Here is a 16,214-nt window from a genome sequence, read left to right on the forward strand (position 1 = left end):
AGGAAAACCAGCAATGAGCAAGTTCTCTCTCGGCTCGCGCCGTGGTCTCAAAATTGTGGCGGGTGCGCTGGCCGTGGCGGCTGCGGTCGCCGGGTGCAGTGACAGTAGCGAATCTACAGACGGCCCTGTCTATTTCGGCATCTCCGGCCCGAAGACCGGCCCCTCCGCCGAGTACGGTCGCCTGTGGCAGCAGGGTTTCGATCTGGCACTGGACGAGATCAACGCGGCGGGCGGGATCAACGGCCGCAAGGTCGAATTGAAGTGGGAGGACTCGCAATCCGACCCCAAGCAGACCGTCCCGATCGCCACCAAGTTCGTCGACGACAAGTCCATCATCGCCGAGCTCGGCGACTTCTCCTCGCCCGCCTCGATCGCGGCCTCGCCGATCTACAACCGCGGCAAGCTCGTTCAGTACGGCTTCACCAACTCCGCCGTCGACTTCACCAAGGCGGGCAACTACTCGTGGAGCCCCTCGATCACCCTCGATGTGTTCCAGGAACGCAATGCGCAGTGGGTGTCGACGAAGGCCAAGAAGGTCTCGGTCGTCTATCTCGAAACTGATTGGGGCAAGCAGGCTTTCAGCCTGTTCGAGAAGTTCGCCGCGCAGAAGGGTGTCGAGGTCGTGTACTCCTCGCCGATCCTGCCCGACTCCACCGATGTGAAGCCGATCCTGATCAAGGGCCGCGAAGCCGACCCCGAGGCGTTCGTGCACCTCGGTTACGGCCCCGACGGCGCGCTGGTGGTCAAGCAGCTGCGTGACGTGGGCTTCTCCGGCCAGTTCTTCGGCGGCCAGAACACCCCGCAGTTCATCTCGCTGGCGGGCGCGGCGGCCGAGGGCGACATCGTCAACGGCGTCTTCAGCCCGGCCGACCCGGACCCGAAGGTGCAGGACTTCGTCACCAAGTTCCGCAAGAAGTTCAACACCGATCCGGGCGACTTCAACGTCTACGCCTACGACGCCGTCAATGTGCTCGTCCAGGCCGCGAAGAAGGGCGGCGCGACGCGCGAGGGCATCCTCGAGGGACTGAAGACCGAGACCGCGTTCACCGGAATCGGTTTGGGCACTTTCGCTTTCGATCAGGAGACGCGTCGCCCCAAGGGCGTGTCCCCGCGTGAGCTGGTGCTCGAGGATGGCAAGTTCGTGCCGACCGGCAACCGCTGATGTTCGACACACTCATCGCCGGTGTGGTCCACGGCAACGCGTACGCGCTGCTCGCCGTGGGCATCACCCTTATCTTCGGCGTCACCAATGTCATCAACTTCGCGCACGGCGCGGTGTTCGCCCTCGGTTCCATGCTCGGCTGGTGGCTGATCGCCGAGCAGGGCTTTCCTCTGTGGCTGACCATCGTGCTCGTGGTCGCGGCCACCGCCATCGTCGGCATTCTCATCGATCTGCTGGCGGTGCATCCGCTGCGCAAGGCACCGGCCATCGGGGCGCTGTTGGCGACGGTGGCGGCTGGGTTGATCATCGAGAACCTGACCCAGATCGTGTTCGGTCCCGACACCCGACCGTTCCCACAGGTGTTGCCCACCAACAACTTCCAGCTCGGCGGGGTCCGTTTCGGCACCTCCGACCTGGTGATGTTCGCGCTCACCCTCGTGGTGATGGGTGGCCTGGCCGGTTTCCTGCGGTTCAGCCGCTACGGCCTGGCCATCCGCGCCACCGCCCAGGACCCGGACGCGGCCGCGCAGATGGGCATCGGGGTCGCGCGGATCAAGCTGCTCGCCTTCGCGATCGCGTCGGGCCTCGGTGGTCTGGCGGGCATCTTCGTCGGCATCTACAACTCCAATATCTCCCCGCACAGCGGCACACTGGCCGGGCTCACCGGGTTCGTCGCGGCCACCATCGGCGGGCTCGGGTCCATTCCGGGCGCGGTGATCGGCGGGTTCTTGCTCGGCATCGTCGAAGGCTTCGGCATCTACACCTTCGGTGACGGTTACCGCGACCTGATCACCTTCGGCGTGCTGGTGGCGTTCCTGGTGCTGCGGCCCGGCGGCCTGCTGGCCAAGGTGCCCGCGATCAGCGCCGAACCGCTCACCGGCACCTTCCTCGGGATCGGGCGGCAGTTGCGGGTGCGCTGGTGGCATGCGGTCATCGTGTTCGCGGTCGCCGCGATCGTGGTGCCGCTGGTGGTCGACGACTACGCCATCGTGGTGGGCACCCAGATCCTGGCGTACGCGATCGTCGCGGTGTCGATGACGCTGGTGGCGGGCTCGGCCGGGCAGTTGGTGATCGGGCAGGCCGGTCCGATCGCGATCGGCGCCTACACCTCGGCCGTCCTCACGGTGAACCACGACTGGCCGTTCCTGGCCGCCGCGCTCGCCGGCGGAGTGCTGGCGGCGGTGATCTCCTCGGTGCTCGCCGCGCCGCTGTGGAATCTCAACGGGCACTATGTCGCGATCGCCACGCTCGGGATCGGCATCGTGATCGTGGCGGTGATCCGCAACTGGGAATCGCTCACCCGTGGTTCCTACGGCATCTTCGGCATTCCGGTGCCGAGCGTCTTCGGCCACGAGTTCACCGAGAACACCGAGGTGTATCTGCTCGACCTGCTGTTCCTGGCGGTCACCCTCGCGGTGGTGGTCGGGGTACAGCGCTCGCGCCTTGGCACCGCCCTGCGCGCGGTCGGCGCCGACGAGGTGGCCGCGCGTTCCTCCGGTGTCCCGGTGCGCGACTACAAGGCGCTGGCTTTCGCGATCAGCGCCCTGTTCTCCGGGATCGCCGGTGCGCTGCTCGCCCACCAGTACAGCTACATCGATCCGACCGTGTTCAACCTGCCCATGTCCCTGCTGATCATCACCATCCTCGTGCTCGGCGGGACCGGTTCGCCCTACGGCGCCGTGCTCGGCGCGGTGGTCCTGATCGGCGTTCCCGAGGCGCTGCGTCTGGCGCCGGAGGCTCGCATCCTGCTCTACGGCGTGGTGCTGCTGCTGATCATCCGGTTCCGTCCGCAGGGCGTTCTTGTGAGGAGTGAACGTGTCAGAGTCGCTGCTTGAACCGGTGCTGGCCGTGCGGGGGCTGCGTAAATCCTTCGGTGGTGTGCACGCGGTCGACGGTGTCGAATTCACCGTGGCGCCAGGCGAATTCGTGTCGATCATCGGGCCGAACGGGTCAGGGAAGACGACGACGGTGAATCTCATCTCGGGTCTGCTCCGCCCCGACGCGGGCACGGTCGAGGTCGCGGGCAAGCGGCTGCGGGCGGGCTCGCAGGAGGCCGCGGCGGGTGCGGGGATCGCGCGCACGTTCCAGAACGGGCGCGTGTTCGGCAGTCTCACCGTGCGCGAGAACGTCGAGATCGGCCTGCACACGACCCTCACCGCGGGGCGGCCGTGGCAGTCGCTGGCGCGATTCCCGGTGCTGCGCTGGCTTCCGCTGCTGGCCGAGACCGCACTGGCGCTGGTGCCGACGCCGGCGGTGCGGGCCGAGCGTCGCGCCACCGACGCGCTGGTCGACACCCAGTTGGCCCGTTTTTCCGAACGGCTGGCGCCCCGCGCCGAGAACAACGCCTACACCCTGTCCTACGCCAACCGCCGTCGCACCGAGATCGCCAGGGCACTGGCCCTTCGCCCCACGGTGCTGCTGCTCGACGAGCCGGCGGCGGGCATGAATCAGACCGAGACCGCCGAGGTCGGGGCGCAACTCGCCCAGCTGAAAGCGGGCGGGCAGACGATCGTGCTCGTCGAACACAAGCTGGAATTGGTGAACGCGCTGTCGGACCGGGTGCTCGTGCTCGACGAGGGCCGCGTCATCGCCGAGGGCACACCGGAACAGATCCAGCACGACGAGCGGGTCATCGAGGCCTACCTCGGACGTCGCCGCTCGCGCACGTCCGCCGCGACCGGAGCAGAGAAGGTGACTGTCGGTGCCGATTGACGAAAAGTCCACGCCCATACTCGAATTCGACGAGGTCACCGTGCACTACGGCCCCTCGATTGCCCTGGACAAGGTCTCGCTCGCGGTCCGCCCCGGGGAGATCGTCTCGCTGCTCGGCGGCAATGCCTCCGGTAAGTCGACGACGATGAAGACCGCCCTCGGCCTGCTGCGCCCGACTTCCGGCGCGGTGCGGATCGACGGCGTCGACGTGAGTACCAGTTCACCCGCGACCAGGATCTCGGCCGGTCTCGCCTCGGTTCCCGAAGCGCGCCGGGTGTTTCCGGCGATGACGGTGGAGGAGAATCTCTACGTCGGTGGGTACATCCGCAAGGAACGCCGCGCGGTGCTGGTGGCGCGCGCCGACGAATTGTACGAACACTTTCCGCGTTTGCGCGAGCGTCGTACCCAGCAGGCGGGCACCCTCTCCGGTGGCGAACAGCAGATGCTCGCCTTCGCGAGAGCCTTGATGAGCAAGCCGCGGCTGATCTGCATGGACGAGCCCACCATGGGCCTTTCCCCGCTGTTCGTCGACCGCGTGCTGGACGAAATCGCCCGGCTCAACTCCGAATTGGGGCTGGCGATCCTCATCGTCGAGCAGCAGGCGGAGCTGGCGCTGTCGATCGCGCACTCGGGCAATGTCTTGCAGGGCGGCCGAATCGTCTTGCACGGCAGTGCTACCGAGCTGCTGGACAACCCCGCGATCCGCGACGCCTATCTGGGGAAGGTGCCCGCGTGAGTGGCTCGGCGGCAGCGCCACGTCGCGCTGGAGGCGGCGGTGCGCGGAGCCGTCAACGGGGTAGCAAGCGGCTCGGACTGTTCACCAGGCTTGTTCGCTACGACGACGGCCAGAGCGCGGCCGAGGTATACGCTGACGCGCTCGAACAGATCGAGTCGGCCGAGCGACTCGGCTACGACACTGCATGGGTGGCCCAGCATCACATCGACCCGGCCGAAGGCGGACTGCCCTCACCGCTGGTGTTCCTCGCCAACGCCGCCGCGCGTTTCGACCGCATCAGGCTCGGCACCGCGATCGTCACCCTCGGGCTGGAGGACCCGATCCGGGTCGCCGAGGACGCCGCGGTGCTGGATACCCTGTCCGGCGGTCGGCTCGAATTGGGCTTCGGCAGTGGGGGTTCGAAGAGTTCGTTCGAACTGTTCGGCGTCGCACCCGAGGACAAGCAGCGCGTCTACGCGGAGAAACTGGCCGCGATCACGGCCGCGCTGGACGGCGCCGAGCTGGTACCCGGCAGACCGTTGCATCCGCCGGTGCCGACCCTGCGCGAGCGCACCTGGCAGGCCAGCTTCTCGGTATCGGGCGCCGAGCGCGCCGGTGCGGCGGGCGCGGGTCTGCTGTTGTCGCGTACCCAACCGCGTGACCCGGACGTGCCGCTGGACGTGGTCCAAGCCGACCTGATCCGGGCCTATCTCGACGCACTGCCCGCAGCTGCGACACCCCGAATAGGCGCCTCCCGAAGCGTTTTCGTAGCCGACGACCACGACGAGGCGCAGCGGTGGGCGCACCGCGGCGCACTGCGATTCCTGGATCACCTACGCACAGCGGGGATTACGGGCATGGCCTCCACCGTCGACGAAGTCCTGCGCGACTCCTATATCGGCACTCCCGACCAGGTCGCCGCACAGCTCTCCGCCGACACCGCGGTCACCGCCGCCACCGACCTCATCGTCCAGATCCATCCGATCGATCCCGACCAGCCCGCGGCACTGCGCTCCATCGAGCTGCTCGCCACCAAGGTTGTGCCGCAACTGGATCGGCTTCTCACCGAAAGGGTTCACCCATGAGTGATGTCATCGATGCGGTGCTCGGCACCGAGGCGGCGGCCAGGGTCGCCGCCGTGCGCCAGCGCAGGCCCGCCGTGGTCGAGCACACCCAGGCCGTGCACGACGCCCTGTTCGACGGAGTAGCCGGGCGAGCTTTCGGCCGGGCACGCCTGGCTGCCATCGCCGCTCACATCGCCGCACTCGGCAACGCGACCGATCTCGCCGCCTATTACGCGCGCCTAGCGGAAAGTGCTGGCACAGAATCGGATTCGTCCGGTGACGCGAAGCTCGCAGCCGCGTTGCGGCACGCGGTCCGGCTCACCGACGCACCGGCGACGAGCACCCGCGCCCACATCGACATCCTGCTCGCGGCGGGGCTGTCGGAGACCGACATCGTCACCGTCTCCCAGCTCACCGGCTTCGTGAACTACCAGGTCCGCCTGCTGGCAGGCCTCGCCCTGATCGGAGACCAGCGATGACCGAAGTCCGTGACGTCGAGATCGATGCCAGGCCAACGGGTTTCACCCAGGACCAGCTCGACTGGGCGCCCTGGGTCGAGCCCATCGCGCTGGCCGACGCCGACGAGCACCAGCGCCCACTGCTGGAAGGACAGCGCGGCGAGAGCCCCTACTTCCGGCTGCTCGCCCGCAATGCCGAGGTCCTCGCCCATCGCAGTGCCAACGACAAGGACATCTTCTACAGCCGGGAAGGACTGACCAGAGCCGAACGTGAACTCGCCGCGACGGTTACTTCCCGGTTCAACGGATGCGAGTACTGCGCGTCGGTACACTCACGTTTCACCTCGCAGCTGTCCAAGCGCGTCGACGACGTGCAGCGACTGCTCGACGAGGGCACGACGGTACGGATCGACGAACGCTGGGACGCCATCATCGATTTCACCGCCGCGCTGGCCGCGCAACCGCCACGGCCCGCGCACGCGGAACTGGATCGGTTGCGGGCACTCGGTTTCGACGATGCCGATATTCACGATCTGGTGCTGTCGACGGCCTCGTTCTCGTGGGCGAATCGGCTCATGCTCAGTCTGGGCGAGCCCCGAGTTCCTGGGTCTTGTGCTCCATGACAAAAAATTCTAGAAAATTCCTTTGAAATGGCCTCAGTTCACATTGTTCCTCGGTATCGTCCGAGATGGCAAATGGCCAGTGACGACGAAGTCACAAAGCATCAACTTGGAGTGACACATGCTTTACAACATCACTGACGACAGCAGCGACGGCAACATCCTGACCCTGCTCCTCGGCCTGCTCACCAGCTCGCTGAGCACCGGTTCGGTGCAGGGCTCGGGCAACTGAGCCGTCTGTAGCCATCTTTCGGCTAACGCGCGGTTGGCCGAATGGGCACCCGTTGGGCCTGATCCATGACGAGGGGATCAGGCCCTTCGGTATTGTCAGCGACAATGTCACAGGATGCGAATACGGGACGAATGTATGCCGGGCAACCCGTAGAGGACCGGCAACGCCAGCGGCGTGCGCGTTTTCTGGAGTCAGGCCTGACGGTCTTCGCGCGCGACGGGTACGCCAACAGTTCGGTCGGTGCCATCTGTAAGGACGCGGGACTATCGTCTCGGCAGTTCTACGAGGAGTTCACCGGCCGCGAATCCCTGCTGCTGGAGCTGTACGAACAGATCGACCGGCAGTCGCGCGAGGCGGTGGCCACCGCGCTCGAGGACAAGTCCGAGGCGACGGTGCTCGAGCAGATCGACGCGGCCGTTCGGGCCTACGTCGAGTCGATCGGCAACGATCCGCGCAAGGCGCGCGTGGCGCTGGTCGAGGTGGTCGGCGCCGGGCCCAAGGTCGAGAAGTTCCGGCTCGAGCTGCGTCGGGTGTGGGGTTCGCTGCTGGCCAGCGCCGCCGAGGACGCCGCCATGCACGGCGAGATCCCGCCGGGCGACTACGAATTGCGAGTGCTGGCGATCATCGGCGCGGTGAACTACGTCGTGGACGGTTGGAGCGGCAGCGACCCTCGGCCCTCGCTCGACGAGGTGATCAAGGTGCTGAGCCGGGTGATCATGGGCGCGGTCGGGGCTTGATGGCGCGGGTCGAGATCGTCGAGATCCAGGTACCCGACGGCAGCACCCTGCCGGTGCGGCTCATTCCGGCCACCGGCGCCCACCGTCATCCGGTGACGCCGGACGCACCGCGCCCCGTGGTGGTCATCGTGCCCGGCCTGGCGGTCCCAGGGGAGTTCTACGAGTACTTCGGGCACCGGTTGGCCGCGGGCGGATTCGACGTCGCCATCGGCGAGCTGAGGGGCCAGGGTGACAGCACCCACCGCACCGGCGTCGAATCCACCTACGGCTACCACGAATTGGTCTCGGTCGACTTCCCCGCGATCCTGGCCGCGGTGCGCAACAGGTTCCCCGCCAGCACGCCGTACCTGCTCGGCCACAGCATGGGCGGACAGCTCGCGGCGATGTACGCGGCCAGGGTGCGCGGCAGGCTCGGCGGCTTGATCCTGATCGCGTCCGGCACGCCGTATTTCCGTGGGTATCGCGGGGTGTTCGGACCCGGAATGCTGGTCGGTACCGCGGCGGTGGCCGTCGCTTCGAATCTGGCCGGATTCTGGCCGGGCGATCTGCTCGGCAAGCGGGCTTACGGCAGGCAGTCCAAAGTGCTGATGTCGGACTGGGCCAGGCTCGCGCGCACCGGGCGATTCGTGCCCGTCGGCGCCGATATCGACTACGACGAGCGGATGTCGCGGCTGAAGTTCCCGGTCCTGTCGATCACCATCGCCGGCGACGACATGGCACCGCAGACCTCCGCCGACCACCTGCTCAGCAAACTGCCCGACGCCCAGGTGACCCGGTGGTTCCAGCCGGAGGCCCTCGGGCACAACGGCTGGATCACCAATCCGGACTCCACGGTCGACGCCGTGGAGAAGTGGTTGCGCGACCGCTAAGCGGACCGTCGCCCTTCGATCAGCATCTGGATGAAGAACTCGTAGACCAGCGCCGACAGGTACGCCGCCTGCTTGTTGTCGGCGGCGCCGCCGTGACCGCCCTCGATGTTCTCGTAGTACCAGACGGTGCGGTCCTGGGATTCCAGGAGCGCGGCCATCTTTCGCGCATGGCCGGGATGTACCCGGTCGTCGCGGGTGGAGGTGGCGAGCAGGATCGGTGGGTACTGCTTGCCGGTATCGGTGTTCTGATACGGCGAGTACTCGCTGAGGTAGGCCCACTCCTCTGGCTTGTCCGGGTCACCGTATTCGGCCACCCACGACGCACCCGCGAGCAGCAGGTGATAGCGCTGCATGTCCAGCAGCGGCACCTGGCAGACGATGGCGCCGAACAGTTCCGGGTAGCGGGTGAGCATCACGCCCATCAGCAGACCGCCGTTGCTGCCGCCGATCGCGCCGAGCCGGTCCGGGGTGGTGATGCCGCGCGTCACCAGGTCGCGCGCGATGGCGGCGAAGTCCTCGAAGGCGCGGTGGCGGTGCTCTTTCAGTGCGGCAGTGTGCCATTCGGGGCCGTACTCGCCGCCGCCGCGAATATTGGCCACCACATAGGTGCCGCCGCGTTCGAGCCACGCCATGCCCGTGCCGCCCAGATAGCCGGGGGTCTTGGAGATTTCGAAGCCGCCGTAGCCGTTCATGATCGTCGGGCCCGGTGTGCCGCGACGGTCGCGATGCCGGATCACGAAGTAGGGCACCGCGGTTCCGTCATCGGAGGTGGCGAAGAACTGCTCGGTCTCGATGCCGGTGGCGTCGAAGTAGCTCGGCGCCTGCCGCAGCGGCACCGCCGGTTCGCCGATCGCACTGCTGAGCAGAGTGGTCGGGGTGGTGAAACCGGTTGTGGTGAGCATGAAGTCGTCGCCGCCCTCGAGCGGGTCGAGGTTGGTCACCGAGGTGGACGACATCGGCGGAACGTCGGTGAGCCCGCTGGTCGTCCACCCGTCCGGGCCGGGGGTGAGCACCCGGAAGCCGGTCTGCACATCCTGCAGGGTGGACAGGATCAGGTGGTTCTCGGTCCATCCCCAACCGTCCAGCGAGGTGTGCGCGTCGGGGGTGAACAGCGGTTCGAATTCCCTTGCGCCGGAAAGGAAATCGTTCAGATCGGTGACGAGCAGGCTGCCGGGCGGGAAGGTGGTGTCGCCCGGCGTCCACTCGGTTTTCAAGCGCACCAGCAGCCAGTCGCGGTACCAGTCGACATCCGCGTCGGTCGGGGTTTCGATCAGGCGCCACTCCCCGTCCTGCAGCAGCGACACCTCACTGTTGAAGAAGTCGGTCGAACGGGTGAGCACGTGCCGCTCGTAGCCGGGGTGGCGGTCGTAGCCGACGCCGATCGAGACATCGCTGGACTTGCCCTCGAATACCGTTTCAGCCGCCGACAATTCGGTGCCGCGCCGCCAGCGCTTGGCGATGCGCGGGTACCCGGAGTCGGTGAGCGAGCCCGGTCCGAAATCGGTGCCGATGTAGACGGTGTCGGCGTCGATCCAGCCGATCCGCGACTTCGCCTCCTCGACGGAGAACCCGCCGTCTTCCGGTGCGATGAATTGCCTGGTGGTCATGTCGAATTCGCGTTCGACAGTGGCGTCGGCACCGCCACGCGACAGGTGGATGATGGCGCGTTCCTGCGAGGGCCGAAGCACCGCGGCGCCCGCCCACACCCAGTTCTCACCGTCGGTCTCGGCCAGCGCGTCCACATCGATCAGCACATCCCACTCGGGATCACCGGTGGCGTAGGACTCGAACGTGGTCCGTCGCCACAACCCGCGCTGATGCTGCGCGTCGCGCCAGAAGTTGTACAGCCACTGTCCGCGCCTGCCGGGGAAGGCGATCTTGGTGTCGTCGTCGAGCATCGCGAGCATGCGACGCTCGAGCTCGGCGAATCGGTCGGTGGCCGCGAACCGCTGACTCACCACTTCGTTGCGGGCGCGCGCCCAGTCCAGCGCGCCCTCGTCGGTCACGTCCTCGAGCCAGAGATAGGGATCGGTCACGTCCTGCTCAACGCCGCTCATCCCCACATTGTTGCCGATGTGTTCGACGACATGCGCACCCCGTGGCCGGGCGAGGGTAGTCAGGACCCGTCCGCTATGGGGTCCGGCGAGGTCCACCGGCGTGTTGTGTGGCAGCGTCCGTCGGCGTGCCTGGACCGGCGCCGGATCGGTGCGTCACCAGTAGTGGGCGACGTCGATCACCACGCGGGCCGGTGCGTCCAGGACGAGCACCCGGAACGGCAGGCGTGCGCGGACGCCCAGTCCGATAGTGGACTGCCCCTCGAACGACACCGCCCAGGCGACCTGGCGGAAGGTTTCGTAGCCGTTCACGTTGACGAGTTCGGTGCGATTGCCCGGCCGGTAGGTGGGGTTCCCCGCGCTGTCGTAGGCCGGGGCATTCACGACGACCTGCAAGAACGCTCCGCCGCGGAGCGGGACCGGGGCGCCTGATCCGTCCTCGGTGACGGTGTCGACGTACCGGACCAGGTAGCCGGCAGCGGGCCCGGCCAGGTCGACGACGAGCCGGTCGAAACACTGGTGGCGGCCTGCGCGCACGTCGGTGAGGGTCGCCGCGGAGTAGTTCGGGTTCGACTTGTCGAGTGAGCCCCAGGTGAGTCCGCAGTAGGACGGGGTGGCGGCTGCGGGCAGCGTCGACAGGCCGAGACAGGCGGCGACGGAGGCGAGGAGGACGAGGAAGCGACGCATGTCGCACCGCCTTAGAACTGGGCCCTCGGATCGGGGGACGGAGTACTTCGTTATCGGACGAATCAGACATCGCGTTAACGACGTGCATGCCCTGGTGAACGTAGGATCGCAGGTCACGAATCAACCGGAGGTGGATGTGTTCCTGTGGGAGCAGCACTGTTGTCTGCCGTTGCGGCCGACCGCGCGGATCGCGGACCTGGCGCGGTACCCGCTGGGGTCGTACCTGTCGGTGAACGTGGGGTACTCGGGGGAGAGCAAGGCCGATTCCCTCGCGCTGCTCGACCTGTTCCGTAGCGAGGCGCAGGCCGACCCGCGGTTCCGCCTGGTCGAGCGATTCGCCGATATCGGCGCGCCCGAGGTGATCGCGCTGGCCTTCGACCTGGAGGACTCGGCCCCGCTCGAAGGCGACCTCGACAATGTCGAGGTGTTCTACGGGCTCGGCGTGCGCTCGTTGCTGCCGACCTACAACTACGCCAACGCCGCGGGTTGCGGCTGCCTCGACACCGTGGACACCGGCCTCACCGCCTACGGAAAAGACTTGGTGCGCAAGCTCAATGAGGTGGGCATGTTCGTCGACGGGTCGCACTGCTCGCGCCGCACCGGCCTCGACCTGTCCACCCACACGTCGGTGCCGATGATCTACAGCCACTCGAATTTCGCCGCGCTGCACGAACACCCGCGCAATATCGACGACGAACAGGCCCGCGCCTGCGCCGCCACGGGTGGCGTGATCGGCATCAACGGCGTCGGAATCTTCCTCGGCTGCAACGATCCCGACGCGCGCGCCGAGCGGGTGACAGCGATGGCTGACCAGATCCGCTACGGCGTCGACCTGGTGGGAATCGACCACATCGGCATCGGCTCGGACTACTCGTTCGACGGCCCCCAGTTCAACGAGGAGATCAACGAAAACCCCGCCGCCTTCTCCGACGCCTACACCAAATGGGGCCCACTCCAATGGACCCCACCGGAGGACCTCCTCGGCGAATCCGAGGTCCCCGGCCTGGACGAGCTCCTCGCCGCCCGCGGCTTCACCGTTGCCGAACGCGAAGCCGTCTTCGGCGGCAACTTCGCCCGCGTCGCCGCCCAAGTCTGGCGGGACTGACCAGCTGGACGATTGATCACCATGTAATCAGGCAAGCATCGCCCGAGAAGGGAAATGCACCAGTGCATGGTGATCAACTGCCCAGTAGTTGGGGGGGCTTGTTCAGGGGAGGTGGACGAGCATTTTGCCGGTGTTGGCGCCGGTGAGGACGCCGAGGAAGGCCGCGGGAGCCTGGTCGAGGCCTTCGTAGACGGTTTCGGTGGTGTGAAGGGTGCCGTCGGCGAGCCAGGCGGCGGCCTTGGCGATGTATTCGCCGAAGATCGGGAAGTAGCTGGTCACCAGCATGCCGCGCAGGGTGGCCTCCTTGGTCGCCGCGAGGTAGAGGTCGGGGGTCCGCTCGGTGGTGGCGCCGTTGTAGCCGCTGATCGCGCCGACCAGCGCGATGCGGCCGTGCTGGTTGAGTGCCTCGATGGCGACCTTCAGGTGTTCGCCGCCGACACTGTCGAGGTAGACGTCGACGCCCTCGGGCGCGGCCGCCGCGAGCTGTCCGCCGAGATCGCCCGCGCGGTAGTCGATCGCGGCGTCGAACCCGAACTCCTCGAGCAGCTTTCGGGTCTTGACCGGTCCACCCGCCGAGCCGATGACCCGCTTCGCGCCGAGTGCCCTGGCGATCTGGCCTGCCACACTGCCGACGGCACCGGCGGCAGCCGAGACGAACACGGTGTCGCCGGGTTTCACCTGGGCGACGTCGGTGAGCGCGGCGTAGGCGGTGAGGCCGGTGGTGCCGAGCACGCTCAGAAAGTGCTGTGGTGCAGCGATTTCCGGATCGATCTGGGTCGCGGTCGCCGCATCGACCACCGCGTGTTCGCGCCAGCCGGCGAAATGGGAGACGGTCGCGCCGACCGCGATATCGGCGGAGCGCGATGCGATCACCTCGCCGACGGCCGAACCATCAAGGGCCGCACCGAGTTCGAACGGGGGAATGTAGGACGCTTTGTCGTCCATCCGGCCGCGCATGTACGGATCGACCGACATCCAGGTGTTGCGGACCAGGATCTGGCCGTCGGCGAGGTCTGGCAGTTCCCGCTCCACCAGCGCGAAATCGCCGACGACCGGTGCGCCGACCGGCCGGGCGGCGAGGTGGATCTCGCGGGTGAAGGTGGGCAGTGCGCGGGTGGCCGTGTTCGACATGATCGAGCCTTCTTTCGAGGTCAGCCGGTGTTTCTCGCCGGTGGTGACAACGTTATGGCGACCGAACACGCCTTCCCAGGTCCGCGCACGCCACCGCCCGGTCCGTTCACGACAGACCGGGCGGAGGTACGTACTATTCGGCGACCGCCAGCTGGGCGGAACGCTTTCTGGCCGTGAACTTCTCGTACAGGAAGAAGTACCCCTTCACGTACTGGCCGACGAGGATCGCGTTGATGATCGTGCCTTCGCGAATGAAATGCGGTGCGCCGAGGAAGATCAGGCCGATGCCCGCCGACAGCACCAGCAGGGTGCAGTCGAACACCGTCTTGATGTTGCCCCATTTCCGGCCGGTCTTCTGCTGGATGGTGTTCACGAACAGGTCGATCGGCATCAGGATCAGGTTCGCGCGGATCATCATGAACAGGCCCAATGCCAGCATCGCGTCGGCGAAGACCAGCAGCACCACATTGGCCGCGTACGGCTCGAGGTGGATCGGCTCGGTGAGCCACAGGTTGAAGTCGAGCAGCAGGGCAAGGACCAGCGCCGGAATCATCGAGAGCAGGTAATTGGCCTTGAAGGCTTTCGGTCGGACCAGGAAGGTCAGCACCAACATGATGACTTCGAGGATCAAGTTGTAATTGCCCTGGCTCAGTGGTGTGAACACCAGCGTCATCGTGCGGGTGAGGCTGCTCTGTGGGGAGATGCCGATGCCGGCTCTGATGGCCAGGCTGAGGCCGAGGGTGAGGATATAGATTCCGGCGACGTAGGTGATCCAGCGGCGGACCTTGTTTCCGGTGTGGATGACGGCCGCGTCTTTGTCGTGTTGCATAGCGGTGGATCCCTTGCTCTGGTGGCCGACGCTATTTCATGAAGCCGAAGCGGTCGAGCGAAATGAACAAGGTCAGTAGCTTGTTGACGACCGGTTCACCCTCGTTGTGGTTGCCCAGCTTTTCCATGGCGTCGTCGATGGAGCGGGTCGCTTCGACGAGTTCGGCGAGGTCCATATCGGCCATCACGCCGTAGAAGTCCAGCGGCAGTACGGCTTTCACGTCCGTGTCCTCGGTGACGACACAGCCGCCGACCAAGCCGTCCAGGTGCAGGAGGTTCGCGCGCATCTCGGCGCTGTCGCTGCCGACGACCACGAAGTAGGCCGACGGAGCGGGCCAGAAGGTCGAGACGGCGCCACTGTCGAGCGAAACGCCCTTGAACAGCGCGTTGACAATGTGGCGCTCACCGTCGGCGTAGCGCTGCACGACCGAGATCCGGTTGAGCGTCGTGCCTTCGTATTCGGGGACGACCGCGCCGTCGCGCAACGGCACCCAGACCTCCTGCGCGAACTTGAGATGCCCGCGCCCGTACACGTCGAACAGCAGCACCTTCGCCTGCGTGCCGTCCTCGGAGACCTCGATCGGGGTGAGCTCGAGTTGCTCGGCCCGCAGGTCACCGAGGCCAGGCCGGGGCTGCTTGGCCAGCACCGAGTAGTCGATGCCGACCGGCTCGAGCAGGCGCCGATCCTTGGCGACGAGCTTGCCGCCCTTGAACACATAGCGGGGATTGATCTTGGACAGGCTGTCGGTGAGCACGATGTCGGCGAAGCGGCCCGGGCTCAGCGAGCCGAGGTCGCGGTCCTTGTGGAAGGACCGCGCGGCATACAGCGTGCCCATCTTGATCGCCTGGATCGGCGGCATCCCCATCTCGACGGCCAGCGAGATGACCCAGTCGATATGGCCGTGGCGCAGCACGCGATCCACCGAGATATTGTCGGCACACAGCTGGAAATTCTCGGCGGGCCAGCGACGTTTCACGATGGCGCGCAACATCGTTCGAATCACTTCGGGACTGCCGACGCCGAATTTGATCTGGGTGTTGAGGCCGTAGCGGATGCTCTTCTCGATATCGTCTTCGTTCCAGACGTCGTGGTTGTTGTCGACGCCGATCGCGGGCATGTAATTGAGCAGCATGTCCGACAGTGAGGTGACGCCCCAGTGGCAGTTCACGAATCCCGCGTTGGCACGACCCATCGCGGACTTGCGGAAATCGTCGGCATTGCCGGTCATGTAGGACAGGTGCGCCAGTTCGCCGAGGCCGATCACCGGATCCATTGCCAGCATCGCCTCGGTGACCTCGGGTGAGGTCTTCTTGCCGGGGGCGAAGGCGTAGAGCCGGTACGGGAGTTTCTCGTGATCGGCGAACAGCGCCCGAGCGGCGTCGACCGCTTCGTCTCCCGCCGCGCTGGCGAAATCGAGCGTCTCACCGAAAACGGTGGTGGTCCCGCTCGGCACGATCGCCTCACCGAAAGCGGCCGGATGTGCGAGTTGGGATTCGAAGTGCAGGTGTGAGTCGATCAGGCCCGGAATCGCGTAAAGCCCTTCGCCGTCGAAGGATTCGCGGTATCGCACGATCGATTCGTCAGGGTTCAACGCGATGATGCGCTCGCCGTGGACCAGCAGCGAGCCTTGGTAAACGGATTCGCTGTGCACATCGAGAATGTGCAGATTGCGCAGCAGCAGGTCGGCTTCCTGCTCGCCTTCCAGGATGCCGAAGATCGTCCGTACGTAGTCGTCTTCGGTGGTCGAATTCTGCTGGGTCATAGCGGTCCTCACGTCGAAAATTCCCTCTGTATTGATTGGACGCGACAAGCACCGTTGCCCACAAGCATTCGTTTTCG

15 protein-coding genes are annotated in these 16,214 nt (G+C 66.4%); 10 read left to right on the plus strand and 5 right to left on the minus strand.

Features of this window, described 5'->3' with window-relative positions:
* Positions 1-13: 13 nt before the first annotated feature.
* The 9 genes from ACFWUP_RS27300 to ACFWUP_RS27340 all read left to right on the plus strand — a co-directional run bounded on the left by ACFWUP_RS27300 (position 14) and on the right by ACFWUP_RS27340 (position 8,569).
* Positions 14-1,162 carry an ABC transporter substrate-binding protein gene (locus ACFWUP_RS27300; protein WP_379238835.1) on the plus strand — a complete coding sequence of 383 codons (1,149 nt, stop codon included), beginning with the start codon at positions 14-16 and terminating at the stop codon, positions 1,160-1,162.
* Positions 1,162-2,997: an ABC transporter permease gene (locus ACFWUP_RS27305; protein WP_379238836.1), complete on the plus strand. Its 1,836-nt coding sequence runs from the start codon at positions 1,162-1,164 to the stop codon at positions 2,995-2,997. The genes ACFWUP_RS27300 and ACFWUP_RS27305 overlap by 1 nt, the downstream gene beginning before the upstream one ends.
* On the plus strand, positions 2,978-3,874 hold the full coding sequence (locus ACFWUP_RS27310) for an ABC transporter ATP-binding protein (protein WP_379238837.1): 897 nt from the start codon (positions 2,978-2,980) through the stop codon (positions 3,872-3,874). Before ACFWUP_RS27305 ends, ACFWUP_RS27310 begins: the two co-directional genes overlap by 20 nt.
* Positions 3,864-4,610 carry an ABC transporter ATP-binding protein gene (locus tag ACFWUP_RS27315; protein WP_379238838.1) on the plus strand — a complete coding sequence of 249 codons (747 nt, stop codon included), beginning with the start codon at positions 3,864-3,866 and terminating at the stop codon, positions 4,608-4,610. The genes ACFWUP_RS27310 and ACFWUP_RS27315 overlap by 11 nt, the downstream gene beginning before the upstream one ends.
* A complete protein-coding gene (locus ACFWUP_RS27320; protein ID WP_379238839.1) occupies positions 4,607-5,674 on the plus strand; it encodes an LLM class flavin-dependent oxidoreductase in 1,068 nt (355 codons plus the stop codon). The genes ACFWUP_RS27315 and ACFWUP_RS27320 overlap by 4 nt, the downstream gene beginning before the upstream one ends.
* On the plus strand, positions 5,671-6,132 hold the full coding sequence (locus ACFWUP_RS27325; protein WP_379238840.1) for a hypothetical protein: 462 nt from the start codon (positions 5,671-5,673) through the stop codon (positions 6,130-6,132). Before ACFWUP_RS27320 ends, ACFWUP_RS27325 begins: the two co-directional genes overlap by 4 nt.
* Positions 6,129-6,734 (plus strand): alkylhydroperoxidase domain protein, encoded by a 606-nt coding sequence (locus tag ACFWUP_RS27330; protein WP_379238841.1) that lies wholly within the window; start codon positions 6,129-6,131, stop codon positions 6,732-6,734. Before ACFWUP_RS27325 ends, ACFWUP_RS27330 begins: the two co-directional genes overlap by 4 nt.
* Positions 6,735-7,067: 333 nt before the next feature.
* Positions 7,068-7,700 (plus strand): TetR/AcrR family transcriptional regulator, encoded by a 633-nt coding sequence (locus tag ACFWUP_RS27335; protein WP_379238842.1) that lies wholly within the window; start codon positions 7,068-7,070, stop codon positions 7,698-7,700.
* Positions 7,700-8,569 (plus strand): alpha/beta fold hydrolase, encoded by an 870-nt coding sequence (locus ACFWUP_RS27340; protein ID WP_379238843.1) that lies wholly within the window; start codon positions 7,700-7,702, stop codon positions 8,567-8,569. The genes ACFWUP_RS27335 and ACFWUP_RS27340 overlap by 1 nt, the downstream gene beginning before the upstream one ends.
* On the opposite strand, the gene ACFWUP_RS27345 is transcribed toward ACFWUP_RS27340, so the two are convergent.
* Entirely contained in the window at positions 8,566-10,626 is a 2,061-nt protein-coding gene (locus ACFWUP_RS27345; protein WP_379238844.1) for a prolyl oligopeptidase family protein, read from the minus strand. The genes ACFWUP_RS27340 and ACFWUP_RS27345 overlap by 4 nt on opposite strands.
* Before the next feature lie 153 nt (positions 10,627-10,779).
* A complete protein-coding gene (locus ACFWUP_RS27350; protein WP_379238845.1) occupies positions 10,780-11,310 on the minus strand; it encodes a hypothetical protein in 531 nt (176 codons plus the stop codon).
* A gap of 130 nt (positions 11,311-11,440) precedes the next feature.
* Here ACFWUP_RS27350 and ACFWUP_RS27355 point away from each other — a divergent pair, with 130 nt between their 5' ends.
* Positions 11,441-12,415 (plus strand): dipeptidase, encoded by a 975-nt coding sequence (locus ACFWUP_RS27355; RefSeq protein WP_379238846.1) that lies wholly within the window; start codon positions 11,441-11,443, stop codon positions 12,413-12,415.
* Positions 12,416-12,517: 102 nt separating this feature from the next.
* Here ACFWUP_RS27355 and ACFWUP_RS27360 read toward each other — a convergent pair whose 3' ends face one another.
* The 3 genes from ACFWUP_RS27360 to ACFWUP_RS27370 form a co-directional block, all read right to left on the minus strand.
* Positions 12,518-13,546, minus strand: coding sequence for an NADP-dependent oxidoreductase (locus tag ACFWUP_RS27360; protein ID WP_379238847.1), 1,029 nt, complete (start codon positions 13,544-13,546; stop codon positions 12,518-12,520).
* A gap of 133 nt (positions 13,547-13,679) precedes the next feature.
* The gene (locus ACFWUP_RS27365) at positions 13,680-14,375 is read right to left on the minus strand and encodes a YitT family protein (protein WP_379238848.1); all 696 of its coding nucleotides are present in this window, start codon (positions 14,373-14,375) and stop codon (positions 13,680-13,682) included.
* A gap of 31 nt (positions 14,376-14,406) precedes the next feature.
* Complete coding sequence (locus ACFWUP_RS27370; RefSeq protein WP_379238849.1) at positions 14,407-16,137, minus strand: adenine deaminase C-terminal domain-containing protein; 1,731 nt, start codon at positions 16,135-16,137, stop codon at positions 14,407-14,409.
* Positions 16,138-16,214 lie beyond the last annotated feature (77 nt).

It is taken from the genome of Nocardia sp. NPDC058658 (assembly GCF_042716665.1).
Classification (GTDB): Bacteria; Actinomycetota; Actinomycetes; order Mycobacteriales; family Mycobacteriaceae; genus Nocardia.

Bases quoted from the DNA above. Each gene is read 5' to 3' on its own strand.
- ACFWUP_RS27350 (WP_379238845.1), bottom strand. From the start codon at position 11,310: ATGCGTCGCTTCCTCGTCCTCCTCGCCTCCGTCGCCGCCTGTCTCGGC.
- ACFWUP_RS27365 (WP_379238848.1), bottom strand. From the start codon at position 14,375: ATGCAACACGACAAAGACGCGGCCGTCATCCACACCGGAAACAAGGTC.
- ACFWUP_RS27325 (WP_379238840.1), top strand. From the start codon at position 5,671: ATGAGTGATGTCATCGATGCGGTGCTCGGCACCGAGGCGGCGGCCAGG.
- ACFWUP_RS27335 (WP_379238842.1), top strand. From the start codon at position 7,068: ATGTCACAGGATGCGAATACGGGACGAATGTATGCCGGGCAACCCGTA.
- ACFWUP_RS27370 (WP_379238849.1), bottom strand. From the start codon at position 16,137: ATGACCCAGCAGAATTCGACCACCGAAGACGACTACGTACGGACGATC.
- ACFWUP_RS27330 (WP_379238841.1), top strand. From the start codon at position 6,129: ATGACCGAAGTCCGTGACGTCGAGATCGATGCCAGGCCAACGGGTTTC.
- ACFWUP_RS27340 (WP_379238843.1), top strand. From the start codon at position 7,700: ATGGCGCGGGTCGAGATCGTCGAGATCCAGGTACCCGACGGCAGCACC.
- ACFWUP_RS27300 (WP_379238835.1), top strand. From the start codon at position 14: ATGAGCAAGTTCTCTCTCGGCTCGCGCCGTGGTCTCAAAATTGTGGCG.
- ACFWUP_RS27360 (WP_379238847.1), bottom strand. From the start codon at position 13,546: ATGTCGAACACGGCCACCCGCGCACTGCCCACCTTCACCCGCGAGATC.
- ACFWUP_RS27305 (WP_379238836.1), top strand. From the start codon at position 1,162: ATGTTCGACACACTCATCGCCGGTGTGGTCCACGGCAACGCGTACGCG.
- ACFWUP_RS27345 (WP_379238844.1), bottom strand. From the start codon at position 10,626: ATGAGCGGCGTTGAGCAGGACGTGACCGATCCCTATCTCTGGCTCGAG.